Consider the following 16,218-nt stretch of genomic DNA (forward strand, 5'->3'; position numbering starts at 1 on the left):
CAGCGGTCTCGCTGGACCGCCGTTTCTCATTGTTATGAGGGGATTGTCCCCGAAATCACCGGGGAAGAAAAGCGCATTGCGCAGGTCGCGCGCAGGAGTGCGGCGCCGATCCCCGCGGAAACGCGACGTGCGACAATTGGTCGTTTGCAGACGTGCCGAGAGGCGGAATTTGAGGCCCGAAAGACCTTACGCCACGCGCCGGACCGCGCTCAGCGCCTCGATGGTGCGGCCGACCTCGGCCGTCGGGCAGGGCTTGCCGAAATAATAGCCCTGTACCGCGGTGCAGCCGCATTCGCGCACGAAGTCGAGCTGCTCCTCGGTCTCCACACCCTCGGCCGTGGTCTCGACGCCGAGCACGGAGCCGAGGCTGGCGATGGTGCGGACGATGGCGACGCTCTCCGGGCTTTCGCCGAGCGTGCCGACGAAGGAGCGGTCGATCTTGATGCGGTCGAACGGAAACTTGCGCAAATAGCTCAGCGAGGAATAGCCGACGCCGAAATCGTCGAGGCTGACGCGCACCCCCAGCGCGCGGAGCTGGTGCAGGATCTCGATGGTCGCCTCGCTGTCGTCGAGCAGCGCCGTCTCGGTGACCTCGAGCTCGAGCCGTTGCGGCGGCAGGCCGGCTTCCGCCAGCGCGCTCGTGACCAGCGCCACCAGCCCGCGGGAGCGGAATTGCACCGGCGAGAGGTTCACGGCGACGGTGACGTCGGGCCAGGAGGCCGCGGTGGCGCAGGCCGTGCGCAGCACCCATTCACCGATCGGGACGATCAGTCCGTTCTCTTCCGCGATCGGAATGAACTCGGCGGGTGAGACGAAGCCGCGCGACGGATGCTTCCAGCGCAGCAGCGCCTCGAAGCCGGTGAGTTCGGACGAATCCAGCCGCATCTGCGGCTGGAACACCAGATGGAACTGGTTGGACTCCAGTGCACCGCGCAGATCGTGCTCCAGCGCGTGCCGGCTGCGCGCCTCTTCCTCCATCTCGGGCTCGAACAGCTGGTAGGCGCCGCGCCCCTTGGCCTTGGCCTGGTACAGCGCGAGATCGGCGCACTTCATCAGTTCGTCGGCGTCCAGGCCGTGATCGGGTGCGATCGCGATGCCGACGGAGACGCCGACATGGATCGCCTGGCTCTCCAGCGGCGGCGGATGACCGATGATCTCGACCAAGCGGCGGGCGAGTCGTTCGGCCGACTGCGGCTGCGGACCGCGCTGCAGAACCGCGAATTCGTCGCCGCCGAGGCGCGCGACGGTGTCGTGCTCGCCGACATTTTCCTTCAAGCGCGCAGCGACCCAGCGCAGCAGCCGGTCGCCGGCGGCATGGCCGAGGCGGTCGTTGACGGTCTTGAAATTGTCGAGGTCGAAGCACAGCACCGCCATCGCGCCGCCGGCGATCGCGACCTGGTTCAACCCCTCGCCCATCTTCTCGCGGAACAGGGTGCGGTTGGGCAGGTCAGTCAGGGAATCGTGCCGCGCCATGTGCGCGACGCGGGCCTGGGCCTTGTGGCGCTCGGTGACGTCCTCATAGGTGACGACCCAGCCGCCATGCTCCATCCGCTTGTGATTGAGCTTGATGATGCGGCCGTCGCTCAAGTGACGGTGCAGCGTGTGCTCTCCCTCGCGCAGCCGCTCGACATAGTCGGCATAGATCTTCGCGGCCGTGGTGTTCGGGTGGATGCCGAGCTCGCAGCTATGCTCCATGATCTCGCGCATCGAGACGCCGGGCTTCACCACGTCGGGCGACAGCCCGTACATCTCGATATAGCGGCGATTGCAGACGATCACGCGCAGGCTCGAATCGAGCATGCACAGACCCTGGCTCATGTTGTTCAGGGCGGCGTCGAAGCGCCGATATTGCTCACTCAGCTCCTCGACCGCGTGCTCGCGTTCGGTGATGTCCTCGTAGGTGGCGACGAAGCCACCCTCGGCCAGCGCGCAATAGCGGACCGAAATCACGGTGTCGTTCGACATGCGCCGGCGCATCGGCGAGCTGTCGCGGCTCGCGATCCGCGCGCGGGCGGCTTCGAGGATCTGCTGCGGGCTGTATTCCGAAGCGAACGCGCCGTTTGTCATCGAGCGCTCGATCAGCTCGCCGAGATGCGTGCCGGGCCGGGTCTCCTCCTGCGACAGGTGGTAGATCGTGCGGTAGGTGGTGTTGCAGACGCGCAGGCGCATGTCGCTGTCGTAGAAGGCGAGCCCGTGCGCCATGTTCTCCAGCGCCGCGTCGAGGATGAAGTTCTGCTGCCTGAGCGTTTCCTCGTATTGCAGCCGTTCGGTGACGTCTTCATGCACCGTCACCCAGCCGCCGTCGGGGAGGAAGCGGGAGACCGCCTGTACCATCCGCCCGTCGTAGCGCATGACCAGGAGGGTTTTCGCCTTCCTGTCGCGCACGTCCTCGAGCCTGGTGCTGCGGAATTCGTCGGCCGGTACGCCCGGCAGGTTGCCGCGCGAGAGCCAGTGTTCGATGGCCGCATCGTGCGTGATGCCGGGCCTCACGATCGCGGGGTCGAGATTGTAGAGCTTCAGGAAGCGCTCGTTGCAGACCACGACGCGGCTATCGGCGTCATACATGATGAGGCCGTGCGACATGTTGGAGAGCGCATGCTGGCTGCGTTCCGTCTGCACGCGCAATTCGGCTTCGAGCCGGGCAAGGCGGCTGACGTCGTCGCAGATCGTCATCCAGCCGCCGCCTGGAAGCGGCTTCAACTCCAGCGACATCACGAGGCCGCTCGCCAGTCGCTGCTCGGTTCGGAACGGTTTGCCGCCAGCGATCTGCGCGATCCGCGCCGAATACAGCGCGTCGATCTCGCTCTCCGGAAAGTTGCCGCGCATCGCACTGTGCTCCAGCACTTCGCGATAGCTGGTGCCGACGTGCACAACATCGTCCGACATGTCGAACAGGCTGAGGTAACGCTGGTTGACCAGCACGATCCTGTTGTCGGCGTCGTAGACGCAGACGCCCTGCTCCATGCGATCGAGCGCAAGCTGACTCAGCGCAACCAGGGCCTGCGGGCCCTGCTCGCGGCTTGCACCAAGCTCGTTGTCGCAGGTCGACGTCATGGGATCGGCGTGATCTCGGCGGGCAATAGACTTAACGCAACGTAATTCCTCTACCGAGCGTAGCGAAGAGGCGGGAAAATTCCCTTAAGCGCGTTAGTTTACGGAGGGTGACTTGCGATGGAGAGAGATCGCTTCGCGCGCGCGAGTGCTGCGCGGCCTGCAAGCCAGAGTTGGCTGAAGTGCGCAACAAGTTCGGTGTCGTCCCGGCGAAGGCCGGGACCCATAACCACAGGGAGAGGTCTGGCGAAGACTGTTGGTGAAGAGGCTCTCCGTCGGTACCAACACCTGTACCGAAGGATGGATCACGCGGTATGGGTCCCGGCCTTCGCCGGGACGACGGAGACAATGGGATAACCTACGGCCCGTACAGCACCAGCTCCGTGTCGGTGAGATCGCCGAGTTGCGGCCGGTGCGGGCCTTTGAAATATTTGCGGCCGCGCCGCTCCGTATAAATACCGGCGAGGCCGGGAATTGGGCCGTTGGCGTCGACGGCCACCGCGATCTTGCCGAGCCGCAGCAGCAGCCGGCCGATGCGGCCGGCGCACTCGGCGTATTCGGCGGCGCTGCGGCAGTAGATCAGCTTCATCGCGGGCGGCGCGATGAAGCCGCGGCGGATGCGCACCGGTTGCAGGATGAAGGGGAACGTTCCCTTCGGCGTGCGGCAGACGACGCTGAGGCAGTTGTAGCGCGCATGCCGCGTCAGGATCTCGGTCTCGTCCGGAGAGAGCCCGTCGATCGTCTTGGCGTGCTGGGAGATCACCTCGATCTTGCTCCAGCGCGGGGCGCGCGCCAGCGCAGGCACCGAGAAGAAGATGCCGCGGCAGTAATTGCGGAAACCCTGGGCCTCGATGATCGGCCAGGTCCACGGCGCCGGGCTGATGTTGAGATAGGTGACGTCCTTGTGCCGCTGCGCGACCTTGGTCAGGAACGGCGCGTAGTTGCGGTAGGCCGGGTCGACATACCAGCTCGACAGATTGCACTGGATGGCGGTCTCTTCGCCGTGCTTCCGCGTCGTGTAGATCAGCAGCAGCACGCCGACGGGCTCGCCGTCATTGTCGAGCATGTAGCCGAAGCGCGGATAACCCTCCGGCACAGGCCGGAAGGCCTGCCGGCGCAGGCCCTGCATCCAGTATTCGCGTGAGCGGCCGACGAAGCCGCGCGTCAGCAAGTCCGCGATCTTCTCGACGTCGGACTCGGTGATCTCGCGGCAACGGACCTTGGTATGGATCACGCTCGTCTTGCCCGTGGAAATGGTCGGCCTCGTCTGATCTAACGTTTCAGCATTATGTTTCCGGAAGACCGCTTCGCGCGTTTCGCTATGCGGTCCGCCGAATGCGCTAGCGCCAGCCTTCGCCATGGGCGTCGGCCGCGACCTGCGGCTGCAGGCCCAGCATGTCCCGCACCTTGGCGGGCCAGGCGGAGAGGTCGGTGCCGTGGGTGTGGAACATGGCGACGGCCAGGCGGTCCATGCCGAAGGCGACGCAGCCGGTGTGAGCCGGCTCGCCATTGGCGTCCTGGATGCCCCAGGTCGTGCCGAAATGCTCGCGATGATAGTTGAAGCTCATGCAGGCGGTCGGCTGCTCTTCCGAGCGCAGCGGGATCAGGAGCTCGAACTTGAGCTGCTGCTGTTTCTGGCTCACCGCCTTCATCTGGCCGACGCGGCCGAAGAAGGGATCGCTGGCATAGTCGACGCGGAAGGTCAGGCCGAGGTCGGTCGCGATTTTCTGCGCACGCACCATCCAGCGCTCGCGGAAATCGGCGACGTCATCGGGCGTGCCGATGCAGACATATTCGCGCATCCGGAACGATTGCAGCCGGTCGAGATGCTTGGACGGCTCGCGGCGGAAGCAGTCGGCCGCGACGTCGAAGCGCAGGCCGCCCTTCGGCAGCTGGCCGCGGCTCGCCGCGATGGGGTAGACCGGATAGCAGGCGGCGGGCGACAGCACGAGGTCGGCCGGCGACAGCGACGTGGTCCAGTCGCCGCCGGCATCGAAGCGGCTCACGGCGGCGTTGATCTCGCGCTCGGTGCCGTGCAGGCCGCAGACGCAGCCGAGCAGGTTCGGAAAGCTCTTGAGATAGCCGGACTTCTCCAGCTGCGCGCGGCTCATCACCGGCGGAAAGCGCAGCGCCTCGGTGCCGGCTTCGCGATGGCTGGTGATCAGCGCGGCTAGCTTCTCGACGATGCCTTCATAGAGCGCGGTGCGGGCGTAGACGCCATCCGAGCCCATGCGGTGGAACAGCTTGTCGGCGAGATGATCGAGCGGATCAACGATCTGCGGCGCGGTCGTCGGCGAGTCGGGAAGGACGGCAATATTCATGGGATGATGTCCTGCTATCTGAAAATCTGTTCTTGTTGTTTTAGTCACGAAGGCTCGACGGCACGCCGCTCATCAGCGTCGAGGTCGCGGCGTTGGCCAGAATGCGGTCATTGTTGATCATGATCGGCGACGACAGCACGTCGCGCAGGTGACGGCCCATCGTGAACTCGCCGTCATTGCGGTAGCCGGACAGGCCGGCGGTGCGCATCGCATGCATCACGGTCTCGACCGCGAGCTCGGAGGCCTGCACCTTCAGAAGGGTGATCGAGGACTGGAAGTCGAGCGAACTCAGCGCGCGCTCGTCATGCTCGGCGCGGGAGAAGGCGTCGATATTGGCCGATATCAGCGCACGCAGCTTGGCGAGCGACATCTTGGCGGCGGTGAAATGCGCGGCGGCCGGGGGCATCTGCCCGCCCGAAGTGCGGGCCGCCTTGCGGATGAAAGCCTGCGCGCGCGTGACCGCGGCGGCAGCGATGCCGGCCCAGGCCGACGACCAGCACAGATGCGCGAACGGCGTCATGGTCTGCGCGTGGATCTTGTCGTAGGCCTCCGGGAAGACGCGGTCGGCGGGGCAGTCGACCTTCAGCTCGAAGCCGGTCGAGCAGGTGCCGCGCATGCCCAAGGTTTCCCAGCCCTGCGTCTGCTTCAGCGAATAGTCGTCCTTGGCGAGTGCCAGCAGCACCTGGTCGGAAGCCGCGGCGCTGGTGGCACGGCGGGCGATGGTGACGAGGCCGTCGGCCTGGGCACCGTAGGAGATCACGGTGGCGTCGCGCACCAGCGAGACGGTGTCGCCGGCATGGTCGACCGCGGCCGCGCTGGCGCGGATGTTGCCGCCGTTCTGGCCTTCGGTGGTGGAGGAGGCGAGCAGCCACTGGTCGCGCGCGACCCGGCGCATCATCGTTTCCATCCAGGGAATGCCGTGGCCGTGCCTGACGACGCAAGCGACCTTGGTCGTGTGCATCGCGTAGATCATCGCCGTGGAAGCGCAGGCGCGTCCGAGCGTGTAGCAGATGTCGGTGACGTCGTGGATCGAGGCGCCGAAGCCGCCGAACTCGACGGGGATCATCACGCCGAGCAGCTTCTGCTCGCGTGCGATGTCGAAGGCTTTATGCGGGAAGCGGGCGTCGCGATCGACGCCGTCTGCGTCGGCTGCGGCCGCGGCGGCGGTCCGGGCGGCGCGCTCGATCAGGGAAGGACCCTGCTCGAGAAAACTCGTCTGCGTTTCGTCGACAGTGAGGACCGCTTCACGCACGTTCATACTCGTCCGCCTCCGGTTCGCCGTTCAGGACCGCCGGCATCATTCGCGATGCGCGCAAGCGATCTCCGGCCATCTTTGCTTGTGAGACGAGGCTACGGATTTAATTCAAATTCGTCGATCAAATAGAGGGTAAACGAAGTCCAATTCCAAATGGACAGTTAAAGCCCGGTTTTTCGCACCGCAGGATTTTCCGCGATCGCGTTAGGGATCTGGAAGAAGCCGGAATTCCAGACAATCTGAGTCATCGTTTACTAAGAAACGCGAGTTAATGGTGACGCCCATTGCGGGATCGGCCGTCCCTGCCCATCGTAACCGGCAGTTCGGTCCGACCAAACAAATGGGAATTTACCGATGCAGGCCTTCGATACCGAATTGCGCAATCGCGTCATCAAGCTGGTGAAGGGCATCCTCACGCAGAACTCGCTGCCGGCCGACGTCACCCCGTCCGCCAAGCTGGTCGACGCGGGCCTGACCTCGATGGACATGGTCAATCTCATGCTCGGCGTCGAAGCCGAGTTCGACTTCACCATCCCGCAGTCCGAGATCACGCCGGAGAATTTCCAATCCGTCGAGACGCTCGAGCGCATGGTCGCGACGCAGCTGCGGCTGGCGACGGCGGCGTAGTTTCGGCTGTCGTCCCGGCGGAAGCCGGGACCCATACCGCGTGATTTATCGATCGCGGATTGTAGCAGTACTGAACGACCACTCTTCGTCAAACTACGCCCTGTGGTTATGGGGCCCGGCCTCCGCCGGGACGACAACGAGTGGGTGGCAGCGCATCTGCGCACCCCACATCCCTGCACCCCCGTTCCAAATCTGCCCCAAAGCTGGCATAGCTTAACCATGTCGCACGTGACGGACAGGGTGGAGCAGGCATGGCGCAGGCGGTATTGGGCATCATCGGCGGATCCGGCATCTACGATCTGCCGGGCCTCGAGGGCGCACACGAAGAGGTGATCAAGAGCCCCTGGGGCGAGCCGTCGGCTCCCCTGCGGCGCGGCTCCATCGCCGGCCTGCCGATCGTGTTCCTGCCGCGGCACGACAAGGGCCACCGGCTGTCGCCCTCCGACATCAACTATCGCGCCAATATCGACGTGTTGAAGCGGGCCGGCGTCACCGACCTGATCTCGCTGTCGGCCTGCGGCTCGTTCAAGGAAGAGCTGCCGCCCGGCACCTTCGTTCTCGTCGATCAGTTCGTCGACCGCACGCACAAGCGCGAGAGCTCGTTCTTCGGCCGAGGCTGCGTCGCGCACGTCTCGATGGCGCATCCGGTGTCGCCGCGCTTGCGCATTCACCTCGCCGCGGCCGCCGAAGCCGAAGGCCTCGCGATCGCGCGCGGCGGCACCTATGTCTGCATGGAGGGGCCGCAGTTCTCCACCTATGCGGAGAGCATGACATACAAGACATCGGGCTATTCCGTGATCGGCATGACCAACATGCCCGAGGCAAAACTCGCCCGCGAAGCCGAGATCTGTTACGCCACCGTCGCGATGGTGACCGACTTCGATTGTTGGCATCCCGACCACGACGCCGTCACCGTGCAGGACATCATCCGCGTGCTGACCTCGAACGCCGACAAGGCCAAGGCCCTGGTGGCGCGGCTGGCGAAGGATTTTCCGCGCGAGCACGAACCGTGCCCCATCGGCTCGGACCGCGCGCTCGACACCGCGCTGATCACCGCGCCCGAGGCGCGCGATCCCGAGCTGCTGAAAAAGCTCGATGCGGTGGCCGGGCGCATCCTACGCGGTTGAGACGCAAGAGAGACAAAAAGGCAGAATGCCATGAAGGTCGACGGCAAGCATTTCCGCAGCATCTGGCGCGAGCGCGACGGCTGGTCGGTCGGTGCGATCGACCAGCGCCGGCTGCCGCATGAGTTCGTCATCGCGCGCCTGACCTCGTGCGAAGATGCCGCCGTCGCGATCCGCGACATGCTGGTGCGCGGCGCGCCGCTGATCGGCGCAACCGCGGCCTATGGCATGGCGCTTGCGATGCGCGAGGATTCCTCCGACGCCGGCCTGAAGCGCGCCTACGAGACGCTCGTCGTGGCGCGGCCGACCGCGATCAATTTGAAATGGGCGCTGGACGAGATGCGCACGGCGCTCGCGCCGATCGATCCGCTGGAGCGGGCGGAAGCCGCCTATGCGCGCGCCGACGAGATCGTCGAGCAGGACGTCGAGATCAACCGCGGCATCGCCGGCAACGGCCTTGCGCTGATCGAGGCGATCGCGGCGAAGAAGCCGGGCGAGACGGTCAACGTGCTGACCCATTGCAATGCCGGCTGGCTCGCCACCGTCGACTGGGGCACCGCCACCGCGCCGATCTATCTGGCACATGAGCGCGGCATCAAGGTCCATGTCTGGGTCGACGAGACCCGCCCGCGCAACCAGGGCGCCTCGCTCACCGCCTGGGAACTCGGCCATCACGGCGTGCCGCACACGGTAATCCCCGACAACACCGGCGGACACCTGATGCAGCACGGCATGGTCGATCTCGCCATCGTCGGCACCGACCGCGTCGCCGCCAATGGCGACGTCTGCAACAAGATCGGCACCTATCTCAAGGCGCTCGCCGCGCATGACAACGGCGTGCCGTTCTACGTCGCGCTGCCGTCGCCGACGATCGACTTCGCCGTGAATGACGGCATCCGCGACATTCCGATCGAGCAGCGCAGCGGCGTCGAGGTCACGGATATGACCGGCCGTACCGCGGATGGCAGGCTGGAGACGGTGCGCATCGTGCCGGAGAACTCGCCGGTCGCGAACTACGCCTTCGACGTGACGCCGGCACGTCTCGTCACCGGCCTGATTACGGAGCGCGGTGTCCTGAAGCCGGATCGCGCCGCGCTGGCGGCGGCCTTTCCCGAGCGAGTCACTGCTACGGCGAAGTAGGTCTCGTAGGGTGGGCAAAGGCGCGAAGCGCCGTGCCCGCCATATGCTAGTGGTGGGCACGCTGCGCTTTTGCCTACCCTACGGCATTTGCGAACTAGGTCAGCTTCAGCCCCGTCGCCGCCTCGAGCTCCGTAATCGCCTGCGCGCCGCTCGTCACCTTGATCGTGGTCATGCCCATCTCGCGCGCGGGCTTCAGGTTCACGCCGAGATCGTCGAGATAGACGCAGTTCTTCGGATCGACCTTCAGTGTCTCGACCATCAATTGATAGATGCGCGGATCGGGCTTGCGCAGGCCGATCTTGGCGGATTCGATGACGTGGTCGAACAGCACCATCACCTCGGCCACGTAGAGCGAGCGCCCGGTCATGCTGCCGATCGCGTTGGCCGGCAGATTGTTGGTGATGCAGCCGGTCTTGAATTGCGCCTTGATGCGCTTCAAGGCTTCGACCATCCCGGGGCGGAGATCGCCCTGGAGCAGCGGCAGCACCTCGCGTCCGCGGACCTCGGCGCCAAGCGCGAGTGATTCCGCCGCGAACAGCTTGTCGAAGGTCTCGATGTCGACCTCGGCGCGCTCGAACTTGGCCCAGGCGTTTTCGAGATGGTTGGCGGCGTTGGTGCGCCGGATGATGTCGGCGGGCAGGCCGCGCTCGGTCTCGAACCGTGTGAACGCCTCGAACGGCGAGCTCGTCAGCACGCCGCCAAAATCAAAGATCACCGCCTCGGTCGCCACAATCCTGTCCCCGTCAATTCCTTTCCAAGAGGGCTAGCATGCGCTATCGGCAAGGGCCAGTCCGAAGCAGCCCGTCGTTTCCACCGAGGCCGAAGCGTGTTCCCATGAAGAAGCCTGCAATGCTCGTCGCAGCCGCGCTGCTGCTCGCCACCCCCGCTTACGCCATCGTCGGCGGCGGCACGCCGCAGGCCGATGGCGTCGCGCGTGCCGTCGTCACCATCGTCGGCTCGCGCGGCAATTTCTGCACCGGCACGCTGATCGCGCCAAAACTGGTGCTGACGGTCGCCCACTGCGTGCAGCCCGGCGCCGACTACAAGATCGTCGATCGCGGCGCCGACGGCGCACCGCAATTGCTGAATGTGCGCACGGTCGCGATTCATCCAAGCTTCAACATGCAGGCGATGCAGGCGCATCGCGCCACCGCCGACGTGGCGCTGCTGCAACTGGAAATTCCACTGAAGGGAAAATCGACAGTGCCGGTCGGTACACCGGCCATACCGATCCAGGTCGGCAGCCGGTTCGTCATCGCCGGTATCGGCGTCACCGTGCGCGGCGACGGCAAGAGCGGCGGCGCGACGCGTGTTGCCGGTCTCGTCGCCACAGGGCAGCCCGGCACGCTCCAGATCCGTCTGGTCGATCCCGTAACCAACGGAGTTCGTGATGGAATTGGCGCCTGCACCGGCGATTCCGGCGGGCCCGTGTTCGAAGACAAGCCGAACGGCACGATGCTGGTCGGCCTCATCAGTTGGTCCACTGGACCGAATGGCGCCGCAGGTTGCGGCGGCCTGACCGGTGTCACGCCACTCACGCTCTATCGCGACTGGATTTTGCAGACCGCGCGGAGCTGGGGTGCGGCGCTGTGATTTGACGGCGACTTGATCTATGTCATTTTGAAGCGGAAGCGCGATGGGTGATCATGCCCGTCGCGGAGGAAACGCGCCGTCCGGTCAAGGACGGCCACAAAAAACAAGCAAGGCATAGAAGCAACAATGAATGTCGCTGTTCGCAGTCACGCCACCACCAAGCAGGCCTCGGAACATTTCGACGTGCTGATCGTCGGCGCCGGCATCTCCGGCATCGGCAGCGCCTACCACATCAACAAGCAGCTTCCGGGCACGAGCTACGTGATCCTGGAGACGCAGGAAACGTTCGGCGGCACCTGGTCCACACATCGCTATCCCGGCATTCGCTCCGACAGCGACCTGCACACCTTCGGCTACAGCTTCAAGCCCTGGGTCGGGCCCCCCATCGCGACCGCGGAAGAAATCCTCTCCTATATGAAGGAGGTGATCGACGATAACGATATCGCCCGGCACATCCGCTACAAGCATCAGATCAATTCGGCGAGCTGGTCGAGCGAGCAGAACCTCTGGACGATCGAGGCGACGACGACAGACACCGGCGAAGCAAAAACCTTCACCGCGAACTTCCTCTGGATGTGCCAGGGCTATTACCGCCATTCGGAAGGCTACACGCCGGAATGGAAGGGCACCGATCGCTTCAAGGGCCGCATCGTCCATCCGCAGACCTGGCCGGATGACATCGATCTCACGAACAAGAAGGTCGTCGTGATCGGCTCGGGCGCGACCGCGGCGACGCTGGTGCCGAACATTGCCGACAAATGCGCGCACGTCACCATGCTGCAGCGCTCGCCGACCTATTTCCGGCTCGGCCGCAACGCCATCGAGATCGCAGAGGAACTCCGCCGGCTCCAGGTCGACGATGCCTGGATCCACGAGATCGTGCGGCGAAAGATCCTGTTCGAGCAGGACGCCTTCACCAAGCTCTGCCTGTCCAATCCGGAAGGGGTGAAGAAGGAGCTGATCGGCCAGATCAGCGCGGTGCTTGGTCCGGACTACGACGTCGAGAAGCACTTCACGCCCAGCTATCGTCCGTGGCGGCAGCGCATCGCCTTCGTGCCCGATGCCGATCTGTTCAAGGGCATCGCCAGCGGCAAGGCTTCCGTCGTCACCGACGAGATCGAATGCTTTGTCGAGAACGGCATCCAGCTCAAATCGGGCCATGTGCTGGAAGCGGATGTCATCGTCACCGCGACCGGCTTCAATCTTGCAGCGCTCGGCGACATCGCGTTCGAGATCGACGGCAAGCCGCTCGCTTTCGGCGACACCGTCACCTATCGCGGCATGATGTTCACCGGCGTGCCGAACATGGTCTGGGTGTTCGGCTATTTCCGTGCCAGCTGGACGCTGCGCGTCGATCTCGTCGCCGATTTCGTCTGCCGGCTGCTCGGCCACATGAAGGCGAAGGGCAAGAAGAAGGTTGAGGTGAGCTTGCGCTCCGAAGACCACAACATGCCGATCCTGCCCTGGATCGATCCGGAAAACTTCAATCCGGGCTACATCATGCGCGACATGAACCTGCTGCCCAAGCGCGGCGACAAGCCGGAATGGCAGCACAGCCAGGACTACTGGACCGAGAAGGACGAGATCCCGAAGACGGACCTGGACGACAAGGCATTCGTCTACGGCTGAAGGAAGTATTGTGTAGGGCGGCTGCGACCGCCCTACGCTCTACCGTCGTCATGGCGAGACCCAGGACGCATTAATTCAGGAAAAAGTTGCAACGAGTGTCGCCGCAAAACGTGGCCCGGTTGCAACATGGCCGTCGGATTCTGCCTCGGTTGTGCGCCAAACGGACGCATTTCGGAGGCGCCGTAGTTTTACGGAACCTCGTCATGACCTAAGTTCCCCGGCGAAATTGCTGGGAATTGGGGGTGCGAGGTGCAGGGCGTGGGGCCATGGTGGCGGCAGGATCGATTGCACCGATCCGTTGCTGCGTCGATTGCAGGCGTATCGGCCGTCTTCGTCGGCTTCTGCCTTTGCACGACACCGGCCAACGCGCTCTGCGCGCCCGATCCCGCCACCAGCGGCCAGACCGTCACTTGCAGCGGCACTGATACGGACGGCTTTCAGGCCGGGGTCGGCGTCGACAGCCTCAATGTCAACGTGCTCTCCGGCGCGATCGTGAACGATAACGGGGCGGTCTCGATCGGCGTCAACGATTCCAGCACGGTCACCAACAACGGCACGCTCTCCGCCGGCTCAGGCCTGACCGGCATCGGCGCCGGAAATTTCAACACGGTGACGAACAACGGCATCATCACCGTGATCGACAGCGGCCTCGGCATCCAGGTGATCGACCACAACACGGTCGCCAATGCCGGAACGATCACGACCGGCGATAACGGCGCCGCGATTTGGGTCAACGACAACAACACGGTCACCAACAGCGGTGCGCTGTCCGTCGGCGCGGGGGGCGCGGGTGTCTTCTCGGGTCAGAACAACACGATCACCAATACCGCGACGGGTACGATCACCGGAGGCGACGATGCACGCGGCATTTTTGCGGTAGGCGGCGCGACCGTGATCAATGCCGGCACCATCACGGTCGGCGATTCCGGCGGCTTCTCCGGCGGCATTCTCGTCGTCGGCAACAACAACACGGTCACCAACACGGCCACCGGCAGGATTACGGTCGGACAGAATGCAGCCGGCATCTTCATGGCTGGCGACGCCCAGACCGCGAGTAATTTCGGCACCATCACGGCCGGCGATCTTGGCGTCGGCATTGCCGTGCAGGGTGACGATGCCAAGGTGACCAACGGCGGCACGATCACCGCGGGTGACAGCGGATCGGCGGGCATCTCGGCACAGGGCGACCGGGCGGTGATCAGCCAGAGCGGCACGATCAATGTCGGTGTCGGCGGCGCCGGTATCGCCTATAACGGATCGTCCGCCACGGTCACCAACAGCGGACGGATCACCGGCGGCGATTTTGCCGAAGGCATCCTGGCGTTGGGCGATTCCAACGTCGTCACCAACACCGGCACGATCACCGTCGGCGCTGCCGGCGTCGGCATCGACGTGAGTAACTTCAGCACCACCAATCAGGTGGTCAACACCGGCACCATCACCGTCGGGGCCAGCGGTATCGGCATCACCGTGAGCGGCGGCGGCAGCGTCTTCAATTCCGGCACCATCAACGCTGCGACCGGCTTCGCCGCGATCGAGTTCTGCAGCTGCGGTCCGAACACGCTCACGCTCGGCCCGGGCAGCGTCATCAACGGCGCCGTGCTCGGCGCCGGCACGGACACGTTCCAGCTCGGCGGCACCGGCAAGGACACGTTCAGTCTCGACCTGATCGGCACCGCCCTCCAGTACGACGGCTTCTCGACCTTCAACAAGGTCGACAGCTCGACCTGGACCGTGACCGGCACCGGCAATCAGGACTGGAACGTGCTCGGCGGCACGCTGCTGCTCGCCGGCACCATCAACGGCACGGTGACCATCGCGAGCGGCGGCACGTTCGGCGGCGTCGGCACGGTCGGCACCACCAGCGTCAATGGCGGCACGCTGGCGCCGGGCAATCCGACCGGCACGCTCACCGTATCGGGCGATCTCAGCTTCACGTCCGCGTCGAGCTACATGGTGCAGGTTTCGGGCGCCAGCAACGGCCTCGCGGTCGTGACGGGTACGGCGACGCTCGGCGGCGCAACGGTCGTGGTCGTGCCGACCGGCTCGATCGCGAAGCACTACACGATCCTGACGGCGACGACGCTCCCCGATACGTTCAATCCCGTCGTTGCCGGGCTCTCGCCGAACCTGAAGGCGGTCCTCAGCTACGATCCGAGCAACGTCTTCCTCGATCTGTCGTTGAGCTACGGCACCGGCCTCAACGTCAACCAGCAGAACGTCGCCAACGTCCTGACCAATCACTTTAACAGCACCGGCAGCCTGCCGGTGGCGCTCGCCAATCTCTCGCCGGCCGGTCTCACGCAGGCCTCCGGCGAATCCGGCACGGGATCGCAGCAGACGACGTTCAATGCGATGAACCTGTTCATGAGCCTGTTGACCGACGTCTTCGGTTCGGGGCGCAGCGGTGCATCCGGGGCGACGCCGCTGGCCGACGAGGCGGATGCCTATGCGTCGACCGGCAAGCGTGCACGTGACGGAAGCGCGCGCGATGCGTTCGCCTCGATCTACCGCAAGGCGCCGGCTGCGACATTCGATCAACGCTGGGATGTGTGGGCGGCCGGCTATGGCGGCTCGCAGACCACGGACGGCAACACGGCCCTCGGCTCCAACGCCAGCAGCAGCAGCGTCTACGGTACGGCCGTCGGCCTCGACTATCGCTTCTCGCCGTCGACGATCGCAGGCTTTGCGTTGGCCGGCGGCGGCACCGGCTTCAACGTCAACGGGCTCGGCTGGGGCCGCTCCGACCTGTTCCAGGCCGGCGCCTTCGTGCGTCACAATGCGGGACCGGCCTATATCACCGCCGCGCTCGCCTATGGCTGGCAGGATGTCACGACCAACCGCATCGTCACCGCCGCCGGCACTGATCAGCTTCGCGCGCAGTTCAACGCCAACGCGTTCTCGGGCCGCGTCGAGGGCGGCTATCGCTATGCGACCCAGTGGATCGGCCTGACGACCTATGCCGCCGCCCAGGCCACCATGTTCAGCCTTCCGAACTATTCGGAGTTCGCCGTCGTCGGCAACAACACCTTTGCGCTCAACTATGCCGCCAAGGACGTGACCAGCACCCGCACCGAGCTCGGCCTGCGTGCGGACAGGTCATTCGCGGCGGCGGGCGGCGTGATGACGCTGCGCGGACGCCTTGCCTGGGCGCATGACTTCAATCCGGATCGCACCGTCGGCGCGGTGTTCCAGACGCTGCCGGGTTCGGTCTTCGTCGTGAACGGCGCCGCCCAGGCGCGCGATTCCGCGCTGACCACGGCGTCGGTACAGATGAACTGGATGAACGGCTGGTCCGCGTCGGCGACCTTCGAGGGCGAGTTCTCGAACGTCACGCGCTCCTACGCCGGCAAGGGCGTCCTCCGCTACGCGTGGTGAGGAGCGTTACGGTTCCTGCGGCCATCCTTCGAGACGCCCGCTTTGGCGGGCTCCTCAGGATGAGGCCGGAATGTGTGGCAACAGTTTTGAGGAGCACGAT

General features: G+C 65.1%; 11 protein-coding genes. 6 read left to right on the plus strand and 5 right to left on the minus strand.

Going from position 1 to position 16,218, the window contains the following annotated elements:
• Window positions 1-186: 186 nt before the first annotated feature.
• The 4 genes from A7X65_RS15450 to A7X65_RS15465 all read right to left on the minus strand — a co-directional run bounded on the left by A7X65_RS15450 (window position 187) and on the right by A7X65_RS15465 (window position 6,630).
• Complete coding sequence (locus A7X65_RS15450; protein WP_063686170.1) at window positions 187-3,054, minus strand: PAS-domain containing protein; 2,868 nt, start codon at window positions 3,052-3,054, stop codon at window positions 187-189.
• A 355-nt stretch (window positions 3,055-3,409) separates the two neighbouring features.
• A complete protein-coding gene (locus tag A7X65_RS15455; RefSeq protein WP_063686172.1) occupies window positions 3,410-4,285 on the minus strand; it encodes a hypothetical protein in 876 nt (291 codons plus the stop codon).
• 106 nt (window positions 4,286-4,391) lie between these two features.
• Window positions 4,392-5,372, minus strand: a complete 981-nt coding sequence (locus tag A7X65_RS15460) for an amino acid--[acyl-carrier-protein] ligase (RefSeq protein ID WP_063686174.1) — start codon at window positions 5,370-5,372, stop codon at window positions 4,392-4,394.
• A gap of 40 nt (window positions 5,373-5,412) precedes the next feature.
• On the minus strand, window positions 5,413-6,630 hold the full coding sequence (locus A7X65_RS15465; RefSeq protein WP_063686176.1) for an acyl-CoA dehydrogenase family protein: 1,218 nt from the start codon (window positions 6,628-6,630) through the stop codon (window positions 5,413-5,415).
• A gap of 351 nt (window positions 6,631-6,981) precedes the next feature.
• Between A7X65_RS15465 and A7X65_RS15470 the strand changes: the two genes are divergently transcribed.
• The 3 genes from A7X65_RS15470 to mtnA all read left to right on the plus strand — a co-directional run bounded on the left by A7X65_RS15470 (window position 6,982) and on the right by mtnA (window position 9,518).
• On the plus strand, window positions 6,982-7,254 hold the full coding sequence (locus A7X65_RS15470; protein WP_063686179.1) for a phosphopantetheine-binding protein: 273 nt from the start codon (window positions 6,982-6,984) through the stop codon (window positions 7,252-7,254).
• Window positions 7,255-7,505: 251 nt separating this feature from the next.
• Window positions 7,506-8,381 carry an S-methyl-5'-thioadenosine phosphorylase gene (locus tag A7X65_RS15475; RefSeq protein ID WP_063686181.1) on the plus strand — a complete coding sequence of 292 codons (876 nt, stop codon included), beginning with the start codon at window positions 7,506-7,508 and terminating at the stop codon, window positions 8,379-8,381.
• Window positions 8,382-8,411: 30 nt separating this feature from the next.
• The gene (mtnA, locus tag A7X65_RS15480) at window positions 8,412-9,518 is read left to right on the plus strand and encodes an S-methyl-5-thioribose-1-phosphate isomerase (RefSeq protein WP_063686183.1); all 1,107 of its coding nucleotides are present in this window, start codon (window positions 8,412-8,414) and stop codon (window positions 9,516-9,518) included.
• A 94-nt stretch (window positions 9,519-9,612) separates the two neighbouring features.
• Here mtnA and A7X65_RS15485 read toward each other — a convergent pair whose 3' ends face one another.
• On the minus strand, window positions 9,613-10,248 hold the full coding sequence (locus A7X65_RS15485; protein WP_063686185.1) for an HAD-IA family hydrolase: 636 nt from the start codon (window positions 10,246-10,248) through the stop codon (window positions 9,613-9,615).
• A 104-nt stretch (window positions 10,249-10,352) separates the two neighbouring features.
• Here A7X65_RS15485 and A7X65_RS15490 point away from each other — a divergent pair, with 104 nt between their 5' ends.
• The 3 genes from A7X65_RS15490 (at window position 10,353) to A7X65_RS15500 (ending at window position 16,118) form a co-directional block, all read left to right on the plus strand.
• On the plus strand, window positions 10,353-11,111 hold the full coding sequence (locus A7X65_RS15490; protein WP_063686187.1) for a S1 family peptidase: 759 nt from the start codon (window positions 10,353-10,355) through the stop codon (window positions 11,109-11,111).
• Between the two features lie 126 nt (window positions 11,112-11,237).
• Complete coding sequence (locus tag A7X65_RS15495; RefSeq protein ID WP_063686188.1) at window positions 11,238-12,740, plus strand: flavin-containing monooxygenase; 1,503 nt, start codon at window positions 11,238-11,240, stop codon at window positions 12,738-12,740.
• Window positions 12,741-13,025: 285 nt separating this feature from the next.
• Window positions 13,026-16,118, plus strand: a complete 3,093-nt coding sequence (locus tag A7X65_RS15500; RefSeq protein ID WP_245323562.1) for an autotransporter outer membrane beta-barrel domain-containing protein — start codon at window positions 13,026-13,028, stop codon at window positions 16,116-16,118.
• Window positions 16,119-16,218: the final 100 nt, after the last annotated feature.

This window comes from Bradyrhizobium stylosanthis (assembly GCF_001641335.1).
GTDB classification, from domain to species: Bacteria; Pseudomonadota; Alphaproteobacteria; order Rhizobiales; family Xanthobacteraceae; genus Bradyrhizobium; species Bradyrhizobium stylosanthis.